Origin of the sequence: Desulfobacula sp., assembly GCF_030145145.1 — a bacterium.
Taxonomy (GTDB): domain Bacteria; phylum Desulfobacterota; class Desulfobacteria; order Desulfobacterales; family Desulfobacteraceae; genus Desulfobacula.
In genome coordinates this window covers 120521-134700 of the sequence record NZ_JAQYWD010000004.1, presented here as the reverse complement: position 1 = coordinate 134700, position 14180 = coordinate 120521, and the positions used below count along the sequence as shown (strand labels likewise).

Below are 14180 nucleotides of genomic sequence, written 5' to 3'. Positions count from 1 at the left end.
CAGCGGTGCACTACCAGAGGATAAATCTGAAATTGACCAATGCCCCGATCAGAAGAAACAATCCTGATGCCACCACGGCATACCCGAAACAATAAAAAACAACTCGTCTCAAGGGGGCTGCCTGTGCCACCAGCATTCCTTCGAGCTCCCCGCTGTTTTTCAGGCGGTCCAGCCACGCAGCCTTTTCACTTTTTATGGTTGCCAGGTCTGAACTGCCTTCAAACATGGCACGATCCATGGGAAAATGATGGCGCCGAAGATGGGCTATGAAAAAATGGATGATAAACACATGGGCCATGGCAAGAATCGCTTCAATCCGGTGTATCCAGAAAGCGACATTTAATCCCCATCCTGGCATGTATCGCGTGGCAAAAAGAGGGAACGCCATCATCAACCCGGTAACACCAATGATGGCCATGCCCCAGAAAACAGCCCAGTAGTCAAATTTCTCCCAGTATCCCCACCGGTCAAACTCGGGAAGCTTTTTCGCACCAAAGAACCATCCGATGTGCTGGAAAAAATCAGTCATATCTTTGGGTCTGGGCAGCAGTGAATCCGGTCCGATAACACTTTTGGGGAAATTCAACCAGTTGATTTTTATCATCAGATATAAAAAATGGATCAGAAATCCGATGATCATGCAAATGCCTACATACTTATGGGCTGCAAGGCTGACGTCATATCCGCCAAAAAGGGAGCCCATCCATTTTCCCCAGGGAGTATTCATATACATGCGCGAGAGACCTGTTGCACCCATGAATATGAAACTGAGCATGAGTACGGCATGAAAAATACGCTGAACCGGGGTAAATCTTTTAAGTCTGTTTTTCATGGGGCGCCTCCACGGTTGTTTCCTTTTTGAAAAACAGTTCACGAATCCCCCATAAAATCGTATGGGGAAGGAATACAGCAAAGGTCCCCACAGCAATGCCAATCATGATCCAGAACGCATAAAACAGGACCGGAAATGATTCCTGGGTAGCCATCAGAGACGGGTTGGGTTCATGTATCACATAGGCTGAATAAGCGGCACTTGCCCCCTGGTGACATTTTGAACACACATATGCATGCCGTCTGATGGGGTTCATGGGTGAAAAATAATGATCATTGTTGGCAATGGGTTCCCCCCCATGGCATTGTCGACAGGTGAGGTTTGCCCTGATCGTATGCAGATCAAGAGTTTGGGCCATATGGCAGTCTTCGCACCGCCGGTTTTCATAAAACCGGATGCCCTGGTGGGCATCCGCCCGCCGGGCATTGAACCTGACAGCAGCCCCTGAAGGACTATAGGGAAACCGTCCGGTTCGAACACCTGGTATCTCTACAAAGGGCCGCTCGTGACGAGGCTTGACTTCGTATTGTTCATAATAACCGGAGCTCACTTCATATTGTTTATACCGCCTAATGAAGGAGGCTGTCTCCTCCTGTCCCCAGCCTATACCGGATACAATGAACACACATGTTACCATGGGGAGTGCAAAGCATATGAGGGGTTTAAAAATTATATGTTTAAGCGTCATATCAGCCCCCTGTGCGGTTACCGCGTATACCTGTATTCAACAGGATCTATGGCCTTACCCACTGGTTTCGGAAGGGTTGCCAGTTTTTTCCAGTTGGACTGAAGTTCCTGTAAATCATCATTTTTATGCTTGTGACAGGTCTGGCACGAGTTGGGCACCTTTGGGTTCTTCAGGGTATCTTCCGGCAGCAGGGTGACGAAAACATGGCTGCGAATATCCCCGGATTCAGCACTCTTGGCGATTCTTGGCATGTGGCAGCCAACACAATTGGCAAACGAGTGGATGGAATGGGCCATGTTGGTATTCACCTGTACATGACACTGAAAACATTGCATGGAACCGGATTTTGATGTTTGTGACCGGGTCTGGGGCATGCCGATCTGGTGAACATAGTGGCAGGAGGTACAAGTGACACCTTCTGTTGAATGCTTGGACTGCTGCCAGTCAATAAATTGCTGATGATGTCCTTTGGAAAATTCGTTGGCATAGACATGTTTTACATCCCCTGCCTCAAAGGAAGTTGATTCATAATAGGCGGCAAGGGCCTTGCCCGGCTCATACCCCACCGGCCATCCCCCGCCTTTTTGCATGGTTGCCTTGCCCCGGTTATGGCAGGATCCGCAGATTTGTGCAGCCACCCCCATGGTCAGTTTGGCCGGGTTGACGATGGTATTTCGTTTTTCAAACACCGCAGTTTTTGGGAGCGCTGCGTGCCATGATCCTTTTCCGTGACAGGCCTCACAGGCAACTCCGGGCTCTTTGAAGGTGCCGTTCGCAATATCCGCGCCCGTTGCGTGGCAGCCCCCGCATTTTAACAGCCAGGGTCTTTTGTCCCAGTCCTGCTCATGGTAATTGACCCACCGGTGGGTATCGGCATTGTACTGAATGGGCGAAATATACAAGATATCATTCTTTTTCACCAGGTATCGTTGCTTCCATTGACTGCCGATGGTGTAGAGGATCTCCTCTTTTTTCGGTACATAAATTTTATCGGCCGGAACCTTTAGTTTGTCACTGAGTTTAGCCAGGTCCCCGCGGATGGTTTTTTCGTCTATGGGAACAATAATGGCATCCTCGTTGGCTTTTGCATCCTGAAGCATGCGGCTGTGCAGGGTCATCTTCCAGGAATCAAAATGCTCCAGATGGCACATTTTGCATGTGTCGGAACCCACAAAGCCTTTTGGCTGGGATGTTATGGCGGCAATATCAACCACCGGCTCACTGCTGCAGGCCCAAAATCCCAATGAAAAAATGATTAGAATTAGAATTGTTGCAAATGATTTCATCTGTCTCTCCTTAAAATTATAGAGCGGATAACACTATTGTGTTTTTAAACAATGACGAATTTACACTAAATGAAAACAAATGGTCTGAAACAAATGCGAGCATATCGCACATAGAACGAAACATTAAAATCGTCAGACGGTTCAAATGAATGAGATCAATGAGAAATGAAATACAACGTTTATTATAGTTTATTGATAATTATTTCATCTGTCAAGGAATTAATGGGCCCATCAAAAAGACAGGTCATCCCAGGCGATTTTCCAGGTGACGATATTTTTTCGCTGAATATGCGAAATCTAAACCTTGTTTATTATTTGAAGCTTCTTTTCTTTTTGCTTGACAACCCATAAGCTTAAAAATAAGTAGTAATATAGATCGTTTTATCCGGCCATTGACCATAAAAGGATTGTTTTCCATGGATATGAAAAGAGAGTATTATGAGGATATACAGCTTTTGTCCTCACCGGTCGTTATTTTCTGGTTTGTTGTCTTGATAGTATCTCTTTATCTTTTTCCCTTGTTTGTAGACAATTATTATGTGTATGTGGCCAACTATATTGCCATTAATATTATCGTGGCAACCGGCCTGAACCTTCTGGTCGGCTATACCGGTCAGATTTCCCTGGGTCATGCCGGTTTTTTTGCCATTGGTGCCTATGGCACGATTATTCTGATGGCCAAGGCAGGCGTTCCTTTTCTCCTGGCCCTGCCATGTGCCGCTCTTGTTGCCGCCGGGTTTGGGTTTTTACTGGGACTGCCGGCCCTCCGGCTTGAGGGACCCTACCTGGCCATTGCCACACTGGGGTTTGGATTGACCATTACCCAGATCATCGGCCGGATGGAGATTTTCGGTGGCAGGGAAGGTCTCCATGCACCGGACATTATCATTGGTTCCTGGGTTCTGGATACGGATAAAGAGTTTTATTTTCTGTTGATTACCCTGACCATTCTGTTGCTGCTGTTCATGCGGAACCTTATCAAGACACGGGTGGGACGGGCATTTATTGCCATCCGGGACGCCGATATCGCCGCCCAGACCATGGGGGTGAATATCGTGTATTATAAAACCCTGGCCTTTGCCGTCAGTGCTTTTTATGCCGGTATGGCCGGTGGTTTGTATGCCTTTGTCTTAAAGTTTATTGAACCTGAAATTTTCACCCTGATGATGTCCATTATGTTTCTGGCCATGGTGGTGGTGGGCGGCTTAGGGTCCATGATGGGTTCCATAGCCGGTGCTGCATTGCTTTGCTGGCTGGACCTGAAATTACGGAATATTCTGGATATTCCCTATATCGGGGACTGGCTGGAAACCCTTTCTCAAAATTGGTTTTCCATCACCGGTGTCTCGAATATCCAGTTTATTGTGTTTGGGTCCATCATGGTCCTGATCATGCTGTTTGAACCCCTGGGGCTCTATGGCGTATGGATTCGAACGAAAAAATACTGGCGAACCTGGCCGTTTTAATACCGGCCATGGCAGGTCACCCTGTGACAACAAAATATGAAAGACGCTTGATGTCAAGGCGTAACCGGTTTTTCAGATAAAAGGAGCCTGAATGATAGATTTTATCCAGATGATTGTCAGCGGCATTGCCGTGGGAAGCTCCTATGCATTGATGGGACTGGCCATGGTCATTATTTATAAAACATCTGAAGTGCCGAATTTTGCCCAGGGGGAAATGGCCCTGATTTCGTCCTTTTTTGCCATGATGCTCCTCACCTCTTTTCACCTGTCAGTGTACCTGGCCTTTTTTTTCACCCTTGTGTTTGCCGTTTTACTGGGGTGTTTCCTGGAATTTGCTATCCTCCGGCGGGCAAAAGAACCCAATGTCCTTGGGATGATTGTTATCACCATTGGTATCGAGATGATCCTTTTAGGATTTGTGTCATGGAAATTCGGGGCCGAACAAAAGACCATGCCCTTTCCCATAGGGCCCTATGACAGTTTAATCATCCGGGATATCTTTATCAGTAAGCTTGAAGTCCTGACATTGGTGGCGGCATTATTGCTGATGATCGTTCTCTTCCTGTTTTTTAAATTTACCAAGCTGGGGCTGGCCATGAAAGCCACCCAGCAAAACCGTGTGGCGGCACAAATTGTGGGCATCAGGACAAATCGCATTTTGATGATAACCTGGGGGATTTCATCCCTTGTCGGGGCTGTGGCCGGGCTGTTGATTTCCCCGACCATCATGCACCCTTACATGATGTGGGATCCCATGCTCAAGGGATTTGCCGCAGCCGTCATGGGCGGGATGACCTCTTTGCCCGGTGCGGTGGTGGCGGCCTATCTGCTGGGGATTATTGAAAATCTGTTTGGCGGGTATGTCTCCATCGAGTTTAAGACCGTGGTGGCGTTTGTCATCATTGTACTGGTGCTGTGTATTAGACCCAGTGGCCTTTTTGCCAGGCATTATGTGAAAAAGGTATAGTCAGGGCCGTTTATCAGGGAATAAGGAACATGATATAAACCCATGATCATTTAAAAAGGAGGACATGATGAAAAAAAAATTATTGCTTACTTTATTTGTTTTTTTTGCCATTTTACTGAGTTTTACCCCGGATCTTTTTGCAGAAGAGGGGGTGACGGATACGGAAATTCATCTCGGGCAGTGGGGTCCCCAGAGCGGTCCTGCAGCGGCCTGGGGGAATGTGGCCAGGGGGACCGGTGATTATTTTAAATGGATCAATGACAATGGCGGTATCCATGGCCGGAAAATCGTCTATCACATGTTTGATGACGGATATAATCCGGCCAAGACAAAGGCCGGGGTGAAAGAACTCCAGGAAGGCACCGGTATATTTGCCTGGGCCTGCGGTGTGGGCACCTCTCCGGGTTTGTCGGTTCGTGATTACCTGGCCAAAAGAAATGTGCCCTGGGTCGGTCCGGCCGCAGGGTCCATGCACTGGGTAAATCCGCCCCAGAAAAATCTGTTTGCCGTATATCCGCTGTATGTGGGTGAGGCAAAGGCCCTGGTAAAATATGCCATTGAGACCATGGGCAAAAAACGGGTGGCCATTGCTTACCTCAATGATGAATATGGAAAAAACGGGCTGCGGGGGGCGCTCGCCGAATTAAAGGCCCATGGGCTGAAAGCCGTGGCCCAGGTCTCCATGGAAGCCAAGGACTCCGACCTTAAACCCCATGTCATGAAGTTGAGAAAAGCCAAACCGGACATGGTCTTAATGTGGACAACAGTGCCCCATTCTGCAAGGATTGTCGGTATCAGCAAGGCCATGAAGTTTGCCCCGCAATTCATGAGCACCAGCACCACATCGGACTTTCCCTTCATGATGCATATCACAAAAGGGCTCTGGGAAGGGGTCATTACGGCAACACTGGGCGAATTGCCGGAGTCAGGGTATCCGTTGCTCAATAAGTATAAAAAAGAAGTGTTTGATACCTATGCTGCCAAGGGCGAAAGATGGGGGGTTTTTTATTATGCGGGCATTATTTTTACTGAGCCCATGATTGAAGGATTGAAACGGTGCGGTCGGGATTTGACCCGGGAAAATTTTATTACGGCCATGGAAAGTATAAGCGGATTCAAGGGGATCGGTCCGGAAGTCAGTTACAAACCCTACAACAAGAATGATATGTATTCCCGGCAGGGGGCATCCCAGACCTTTTTGCTGCAGTGCCTGGCCGGGGGAAAAGCAAAAAGGCTCACCGATTGGATGGATATCAAGTAGAATGGGGGCGCCTTTTTTCCGGGTTGACCACCTGTCTATTTCCTTTGGCGGGATAAAGGCCCTCCAGGATATCGGTTTTACCATGAACAAGGGTGAGATTTTTTCCGTGATCGGTCCCAATGGGGCAGGAAAGACCACCCTTTTCAATTGTATCTCCGGTCTGTATCAACCGGATCAGGGAAGTATCCGGTTTAAGGAAACCGCCATTGAAAACAAAAAACCCGATGCCATTGCCCGGATGGGCATTGCCCGGACCTTCCAGAACATAGAACTTTTTTCCCACATGAACACCATGGAAAATATCCTGCTGGGCCGCCATATCCATATGAAAACAGGACTTTTCAGGGGAATGGTCATGTGGGGAAAGTCGTCATTTGCCGGCAGAGAAGAAACCCGGCATCGCGAACGGGTGGAACGGATTATCGATTTCCTTGAACTGCAGAATGTGCGGGATACGTTTGTGGGGGGGCTTCCCTATGGCACCCAGAAATTGATTGAATTGGGGAGGGCCCTGGCCCTGGAGCCGGAGCTGCTCCTGCTGGATGAACCCTGTGCGGGAATGAATTCAGAGGAAAAACAGGATATGATCTTCTGGATAAAGGATATCCAGGATGACCTGGGGGTATCCATTCTGCTCATTGAGCATGATATGAAAATGGTCATGGATATTTCAACCCGGGTTCTGGCCATTAATTTTGGAAAGCAGGTTACCCTGGGCACTCCTGAACAGGTTCAGCAGAACACGGAAGTCCTGAAAGCCTATATCGGAGAGGAAAAGCAGGTATGACAGCGTTGCTGGAAGTCAAAAATATCGAGACCTATTATGATCTGGTCTATGCCATCCGGGGGGCGTCTTTTGCGGTGGAAGAGGGCAGTATCACCGCCATCCTGGGCAATAACGGTGCAGGGAAATCAACGATTCTAAAGACCATTATGGCGTTGATAAAAGACCAGCCGGAAAAGGGCGTCATTGAATTTGACGGGGTACCCATCCAGAACCGGGATACGGATGAGATCGTCCGGAAAGGCATTGCCTACGTGCCGGAAGGCCGGGAGATTTTTGAAGAACTTACTGTCCACGAACATCTGTTGATGGGGGCGTATCTGAGGAAAGATACCCCAGGGGTGAAACAGGACATTGAAAAGGTGTTTGCGTATTTTCCGGTTTTAAAGCAGAGAACCCACCAGTGGGCCGGGACACTTTCCGGCGGGGAACAGCAGATGCTGGCCATTGGCAGGGCATTGATGCTCAGGCCCCGACTGATGATTCTGGACGAACCCTCCCTGGGCCTGTCCCCTATCCTGGTCAAAGAGATATTTGCCATTATCCGGGAGATAAATTTGACAGGCACCACCATTCTCCTGGTGGAACAGAATGCAAATATGGCGCTGTCCATATCCGGTACCGGCCTGATCCTTGAAAACGGCCGGTTTGTGATGAAAGGCAACTCAACAGATCTTCTGGAGGATAAGGATGTCAAAGAGTTTTATCTTGGCATAAAATCTGAAACATCAGCCAAAGGCTACCAGCGATGGAAAAGGAAGAAAGCATGGCGGTGAAACCGGTAGAGATCCAATTTGAGACCGTTCCCCAGGTGTTTAACCGGACGGTTGCCCAGCATGGCTCAAAGATAGCCCTGCGGAGAAAAAATATTGGACTCTGGCAGGAGATTACCTGGCAGGCATATCATGATAAGGCCAAAAAAATCGGGTGTGCCCTTGTATCCATGGGCCTTGAGCAAGGGGACTGTGTCGGTATCATTGGTGACAACAGCATGGAATGGGTGATGGCCGATCTGGGGATTCAGTGTGTGGGTGGCGTATCCGTGGGAATTTATGCCACCAACGCCTGGCAGCAGGTGGCGTATGTGGTCAATCACAGCGATGCCCGGTTTTTGTTTGTGGAAAATGAAGAGCAGCTGGACAAGTGGTTGATGTTCCGGGAGACCTCACCATTGCTGAAAAAAGTCATCGTATGGGATACCAAGGGATTGAACACCTTCACCGATCCCATGGTCATGACCTTTGATCAGTTGCTGGAAAAGGGTCACCAGGCGGATGAAGCCCATGCCACATTGTTTGTTGACCGGCAGGCCAGGGTTACCCCGGATGATCCGGCCGTGATTATTTATACCTCCGGAACCACAGGGCCGCCCAAAGGGGCCATGCTCACCCATAAAAATGTCACCTGGATGGCTGGTGCAGTGGACCAGACCATCCGGATAGACATGGCAGACAATGTCTTGTCTTTTCTGCCGTTGTGCCATATTTTTGAACGGCTTTTCACTGTGTTTATCCATATAAAATTTGTGTATACGGTTAATTTTGTGGAAAAACCGGATACGGTCATGCAAAATATGATGGAAGTCTCCCCCACCATAGGATATGCGGTTCCACGAATTTGGGAAAAATATTATTCCAATATCATGATCAAAATGGCAGATGCCACATGGTTCAAGCGGGTTGTTTTCAATATGGCCCTGGGAATTGGCGAAAAGCGGGCCGATCGGATCATGAATTCAACGTCGGTCAATCTTTTCCTCAAAGGGGCTTACGCCGTGGCCTGGCTGGTTGTCTTCAGAAAGCTGAAAGAGCGGCTGGGCTTTGAAAACATCCGGGTAGCGATTTCCGGGGCCGCACCCATTTCAAAAGAGGTGCTGCGGTTTTTCCAGTCCATTGGAATGAACCTGATCGAGGGATATGGCCAGACCGAGGGAACCGGTGTCACCACCCTTTCTCCGGAAAAAATGACGCGGTTTGGCACCGTGGGCAGGGCCCTTGACGGGGTCATGATAAAGATTGCCAAGGACGGCGAAATCCTGGTCCGGTCTCCCGGGGTGTTTAAGGGATATTATAAGGCGGATGATGCAACGGCTGAAACCATTAAGGATGGCTGGCTGTATACAGGAGATGTAGGGGAGATGGATGCGGAAGGGTTTTTAAAAATTACCGACCGCAAAAAAGACATTATCGTTACGGCAGGGGGTAAAAATATTACCCCCCAGTATATTGAAAACAAGCTCAAGGCAAGTGTTTACATCAATGATGCCGTGGTCATCGGGGACAGGCGGAAATTTTTATCCTGCCTGGTCATGATCGATGATGACAATGTAATGAAGTTTGCCCAGGATAACAAGGTCCAGTTTTCAACCTATAAGGACCTGACCGCTAACGAACAGGTGATTGCCCTGATTGACCGGGAGGTCAAAAACGTCAATGAAACCCTTGCCCGGGTGGAACAGATCAGAAAATTTACCCTTCTGCCCAAGCGGCTGTACGAAGAAGACGGGGAGGTGACCCCCACCATGAAAATCAAACGAAAATTCGTCAACAAGGCCTTTAAAGACTTGATCGAAGCCATGTATTAACTCAAGTTTGACGGGGTCAGGCTTTTTTTATTGTGCTTTTTATCACTATTTCATGACCAGACGGGTAAAAAGTGCCATAAAGAAAGCCTGACCCCAAGCATTCTTATGGGGTCAGCAGCACCCGCCCGTGCCACAGGATGCGTTTTCTTTGCCTTTTATCCAGACCTGGATAATATAGGCGGCTCAGCCCACCCCGGGACTGACGGAGAGGGCGCCTGAAGGACAATTGTTCACACAGGCACCACATTCCATGCAGGCATTGAAATCAACAATACGGGCTTTGTTGTGTTGCATTTCAAACACGCCGTGGGGGCAGACTTCGATACACAGGCCGCACCCGACGCATTTTTCATCTGTCAGCACCAGGCTTGATATGTCATCCAGATATCTGATGTCTTTCATGGTTGACTCCTTTAACGTTCGGTTTAAAAGGCAGCATATATCCACAGCCCGGTTGATATCGCAAGGCACGCCAACTGCACCGGGATGTACTGTTTCATCTCGTGTTCAACCCCGGAAGGTGAGGTGAACGGTGTTGCCCCGGTAAAGTTCATGGCCAGATACGAGCTGATGGTCACACTGAATAAAAAAAGTGCCAGGCCTCCGGCGATGCCGTTAATGGTATTTGCCATTGGCAGCAAAACAAGTACGGCAAAGATACTTCCAACAATGATCCCCTTGAGGGCAAAGGCCCTGGAGGGAATAAAGGGCAGGAGTACCGGGGTAGCAATGGCCCCGGAAATGATGCCGGCCACCAGGGCATAAACCGCCAGGACCCCTCTTTCCCAGGCCCCGGAAAAAGAAAATATACCCGGGCCAAAACCTGAAAGGATGAACAGGGCAATGATGGCGATCAAAGATGGTTTCAGCGCCATCTGAATTTCCACGGGGGTGAGAATAAACCGTTCATACAGGCTGAAGGTGATCTGTCGCATCTGTTTGTCCGCGATTCTATGGTTCTGTAAAAAAACCGGAATATCATTGGCCCGGATGGGACCATATACCACCCTGAACCCGGACTGAGTTTTCACATCCTTTGCAGACACACCCGTGGCACCCAGTTGGGGAACGATGACCCTTTTGTGATCCACAATTTTATCAAGGGACGTGGTTTTAATCCTTGTCACCAGTTCCCGGGTGGAAAAGGTTCCCTTGCCTGCCGCACACCAGACATTGACGCCGTTTGTATCCAGGACAAGGATCCATGCATTCACGTGTGCAAGTGCCTTTCTCAGGTGATCAAAGGTCAATTTAAAATTTGCTGTCACCAGTACGTCAGAAGTTTTATCCGGCTCTCCAATGCCGTAAAGTCCGGGAGCCACTGTATATTGATGTCGGTTGATGCCGCATCTGACATAAAAAGTTGAAAAAAGGTCTGCTTTTCCCAGCAGGGAGGTGATGATGGGAATATGCCCTGCATCGGTTTTGATGAATGTTTTTACATATGAACACATCCTATAGCCCGGTTTTTCATGTGCTGCCAGGGGGGCGGCACTCACGGGCAGACCGGCGGGAATTTGCCCATCCATACCCGACAGGATTGTAACGCCCGGGGTTGAGAGGGTCTGTCTGGGTTGAACCGGAGAAGCCATTGGACTACGGCCGTGATGCCGTATAACCGGCTTCATTTATCTGTTGAATAGCGGTCTCAATGCGTGCTGGCGTATCCGTATCAAACCGGGCCTGTTTCCCGTCAAGATCCACCGATACATTGGAAATACCCTCAATTGCGTCAAGGGTTCTCTGGACCATTGTCGAGCAATGGCCGCAACTCATGCCGTCAATTGTCAACGTTATCTTTTGTGTTGTCATTTCAGCCTCCTTTTGAGCAGGTTGTTGATGCTGTTTACATATTCTTTATTTTGACAGGGTTTTGATTGATGCGCAATATTGACATCCTTTTGTTTGAGACCCTTTATCGACTCCAGGAATTCGATATTGCCCGAAATAAACAGTATGGGAAGGGTTTGGTTGGTTCGTCGAATATGCTTATACACGTCCATCCCACTTGTTTTTCCTGGCAGAACATGATCTAAACTGATCAAATCATATTTATTTCGATTGAACAAATCCATGGCAACGGTTCCGTTATTGGCAATATCCACTTTATGGCTGCAGGGATCCTGGGTTAATACCGTGTATTGTACATCTGAGATAGCGGTTTCATCTTCAACCAGTAGAATATATTTTCCAGAACAGGTGATGTCTTTCCGGAGATCTGTTTTTTCCTGCCGGGTTAATCGTTTTCGAATAATCGGCAGACAGATGGTAAAGGTTGTTCCTGAGCCCGGTTTGGATTCAAATGAAAGATCACCCTTGTGCAGTTCGATATATTTTTTAACATTGGACATCCCATACCCGGTGCCGTTAATACCCCGAGCATATGAACCTGTCACGTCCTTGTTGCCCTTCAGGGTAAAAGAGGGATCAAAAATATGGGTTAAATGCTCTTTGGGGATGCCGCATCCATTGTCCTGAATTTCAAAACAGATCGTATTGTCAAGGCAATACGATCGCAGGGTGATCATCGGATCATCCGCCTTACTGGTGGCATGAATGGCGTTTTGAATCAGGTTTACAAGGGCATGTTCGATCATTCCGGGATCTGCTAGTAAATCCGGTATTCCGGGTTTGGTTTCCGTTATCAGCTCAATGCCGTCCAAATCTTTTCTCAGCAGGTTTATGACAAGATCAATTTTTTCATTTATTTTAAAAAATTCCTGCTTGGGTTCCTGGTCTTTGGCAAATGCCACCAGGTTTTTTATTAAATTTTTACCGCGTATGGTTTGCTGGTATATCAATTCGAGGGTCTGTTTTGTTTCAGCATCCTTGCAATCCAAAAGAGAGAGCTCGGCGTTCCCCATGATAATCCCCAGGACATTATTAAAATCATGGGCCATTTTTCCTGCGACCTGTCCCACCAATGCCAGTTTTTCATGTTCATTTGCAATTTTTTGCGCGTTAATTTTTTCATCTTCCATTTTTTTTCGATCTGAAATATCACGAAAAATACCAACTATCTTTAACGGGCGACCTGCTGTGTCTTTGACCAGTTCGATATTTATGGAACAGATATGTTGGGTGTTGTTTTTATCTGTAAGGTTCAGTTCATAGTCTTTGACAATTTCCTTGTCTAAAATTATCTCAATAAGGGTATCCCGATCGCCAGGATGGGTATAAATCTCATAGAGTGATTTACCGATAAGCTCTTCCCGCTTATACTGAGAAACTTTTTCAATTGAAGGGCTGATTTCTAAAAGAATCCCATCCAGGCTTGCTTCATAATAGACATCCAGAATATTATTATAAATTTGGCGGAATTTTTCTTCACTCTTCCGCAATGCCACCTCGGATTTTTTGAGTGTAGTAATGTCCCGGGTTACGGATAAAATGACCATTTCATTATTGATTTGCAAGGTCCGGGCGGACATCAAGCCCACGCCGACAGTTCTGTCTTTTCGGACAAACCGGGCCTCCAGGTTTTCCACATGGCCTGTCCGCGACAAACCATCGACCAGTCGTTTTCTGTCTTCAGGGTTTTCCCAGATGTCCAGGGAAAGGGAGGTTTTTCCAAAAATATCATCCCGGGTATACCCCGTGAGTCTGCTGAACCCCTCATTGATATCGATATACATTCCATCAGAAATCCTGTTGAGATTGATTGCATCAGGACTTGTATGGAATGCCACGCGAAACCGTTCTTCGCTTTCCCGCAGTTTATTCTCAGACTTCTCTAATTCTTGAACCCTTTGTTCCAATGCTTCATAAGTTGGTTTTACATCCATATGAGACGTCTTTTTAAATTTAAAATGAACATGAGTTAACGATAAAAGTACTGGAAAATAGTGCCTTACTCCAGTAACTTTAAATAAGCAGTTAGTTTACAATATATTGGGGTGCAAGGCAAATTAATTTTTAAATTGAGCGGTCAACTATACTGTAAAACTTATTTTTTATATGATATGATATCTATCTTAACCCATATTTTAAAGGATGCATGACTTGAAAGACTTAAAAGGATCACAACGGAAATACTTAAGGGGGCTTGCCCATAATTTGAACCCTGCTGTATTTATCGGTCAGAAGGGGGTTACCCAAGCGCTGATTGAAGAAGTTGATACAGCGCTTGAAGCCACGGAACTGATCAAAGTGAAATTTAATGATTTTAAAGAAAAAGATCAAAAAAATGCCTTGATCCAGGCGGTTGCCAAAGCTACCAAATCCCATGTCGCCGGCATGATAGGGCATGTGGCGATTTTATACCGGCAAAATCAAGTGGTGGAAAAACAAAAAATTAACTTAATTTAAGGAT

At 47.3% G+C, this 14180-nt stretch carries 14 protein-coding genes; 7 read left to right on the top strand and 7 right to left on the bottom strand.

Annotated elements, in window-relative coordinates; genetic code table 11:
• Positions 1–10 precede the first annotated feature (10 nt).
• Genes Q1Q15_RS03245 through Q1Q15_RS03235 form a run of 3 tightly spaced genes read right to left on the bottom strand, consistent with a single transcriptional unit; the run spans position 11 to position 2806 of the window.
• The gene (locus Q1Q15_RS03245; RefSeq protein ID WP_300456597.1) at positions 11–832 is read right to left on the bottom strand and encodes a cytochrome b/b6 domain-containing protein; all 822 of its coding nucleotides are present in this window, start codon (positions 830–832) and stop codon (positions 11–13) included.
• A complete protein-coding gene (locus Q1Q15_RS03240; protein ID WP_300456594.1) occupies positions 816–1520 on the bottom strand; it encodes a hypothetical protein in 705 nt (234 codons plus the stop codon). The genes Q1Q15_RS03245 and Q1Q15_RS03240 overlap by 17 nt, the downstream gene beginning before the upstream one ends.
• Before the next feature lie 17 nt (positions 1521–1537).
• On the bottom strand, positions 1538–2806 hold the full coding sequence (locus Q1Q15_RS03235) for a multiheme c-type cytochrome (protein ID WP_300456592.1): 1269 nt from the start codon (positions 2804–2806) through the stop codon (positions 1538–1540).
• A gap of 416 nt (positions 2807–3222) precedes the next feature.
• Between Q1Q15_RS03235 and Q1Q15_RS03230 the strand changes: the two genes are divergently transcribed.
• The 6 genes from Q1Q15_RS03230 (at position 3223) to Q1Q15_RS03205 (ending at position 9868) form a co-directional block, all read left to right on the top strand.
• Positions 3223–4272: a branched-chain amino acid ABC transporter permease gene (locus Q1Q15_RS03230; RefSeq protein ID WP_300456589.1), complete on the top strand. Its 1050-nt coding sequence runs from the start codon at positions 3223–3225 to the stop codon at positions 4270–4272.
• Positions 4273–4363: 91 nt separating this feature from the next.
• Entirely contained in the window at positions 4364–5239 is an 876-nt protein-coding gene (locus Q1Q15_RS03225; protein WP_300456586.1) for a branched-chain amino acid ABC transporter permease, read from the top strand.
• A 67-nt stretch (positions 5240–5306) separates the two neighbouring features.
• Positions 5307–6500, top strand: a complete 1194-nt coding sequence (locus Q1Q15_RS03220; protein ID WP_300456583.1) for an ABC transporter substrate-binding protein — start codon at positions 5307–5309, stop codon at positions 6498–6500.
• Between the two features lies 1 nt (position 6501).
• The gene (locus Q1Q15_RS03215) at positions 6502–7287 is read left to right on the top strand and encodes an ABC transporter ATP-binding protein (RefSeq protein WP_300456581.1); all 786 of its coding nucleotides are present in this window, start codon (positions 6502–6504) and stop codon (positions 7285–7287) included.
• Complete coding sequence (locus Q1Q15_RS03210) at positions 7284–8060, top strand: ABC transporter ATP-binding protein (protein ID WP_300456578.1); 777 nt, start codon at positions 7284–7286, stop codon at positions 8058–8060. Before Q1Q15_RS03215 ends, Q1Q15_RS03210 begins: the two co-directional genes overlap by 4 nt.
• Positions 8051–9868 carry a long-chain fatty acid--CoA ligase gene (locus Q1Q15_RS03205; RefSeq protein WP_300456575.1) on the top strand — a complete coding sequence of 606 codons (1818 nt, stop codon included), beginning with the start codon at positions 8051–8053 and terminating at the stop codon, positions 9866–9868. The genes Q1Q15_RS03210 and Q1Q15_RS03205 overlap by 10 nt, the downstream gene beginning before the upstream one ends.
• A gap of 111 nt (positions 9869–9979) precedes the next feature.
• On the opposite strand, the gene hgcB is transcribed toward Q1Q15_RS03205, so the two are convergent.
• From hgcB to Q1Q15_RS03185, 4 genes are read right to left on the bottom strand one after another with little or no spacing between them, the layout of a single operon-like run.
• Entirely contained in the window at positions 9980–10270 is a 291-nt protein-coding gene (gene hgcB, locus Q1Q15_RS03200) for a mercury methylation ferredoxin HgcB (RefSeq protein ID WP_300456572.1), read from the bottom strand.
• Positions 10271–10293: 23 nt separating this feature from the next.
• Positions 10294–11460: a mercury methylation corrinoid protein HgcA gene (hgcA, locus tag Q1Q15_RS03195; protein WP_300456569.1), complete on the bottom strand. Its 1167-nt coding sequence runs from the start codon at positions 11458–11460 to the stop codon at positions 10294–10296.
• Positions 11461–11464: 4 nt separating this feature from the next.
• Complete coding sequence (locus Q1Q15_RS03190; protein ID WP_300456567.1) at positions 11465–11680, bottom strand: heavy metal-associated domain-containing protein; 216 nt, start codon at positions 11678–11680, stop codon at positions 11465–11467.
• Positions 11677–13653: a PAS domain S-box protein gene (locus Q1Q15_RS03185; protein ID WP_300456564.1), complete on the bottom strand. Its 1977-nt coding sequence runs from the start codon at positions 13651–13653 to the stop codon at positions 11677–11679. Before Q1Q15_RS03185 ends, Q1Q15_RS03190 begins: the two co-directional genes overlap by 4 nt.
• 217 nt (positions 13654–13870) lie before the next feature.
• Here Q1Q15_RS03185 and yhbY point away from each other — a divergent pair, with 217 nt between their 5' ends.
• Positions 13871–14176 (top strand): ribosome assembly RNA-binding protein YhbY, encoded by a 306-nt coding sequence (gene yhbY / locus Q1Q15_RS03180; RefSeq protein ID WP_300456561.1) that lies wholly within the window; start codon positions 13871–13873, stop codon positions 14174–14176.
• Positions 14177–14180: the final 4 nt, after the last annotated feature.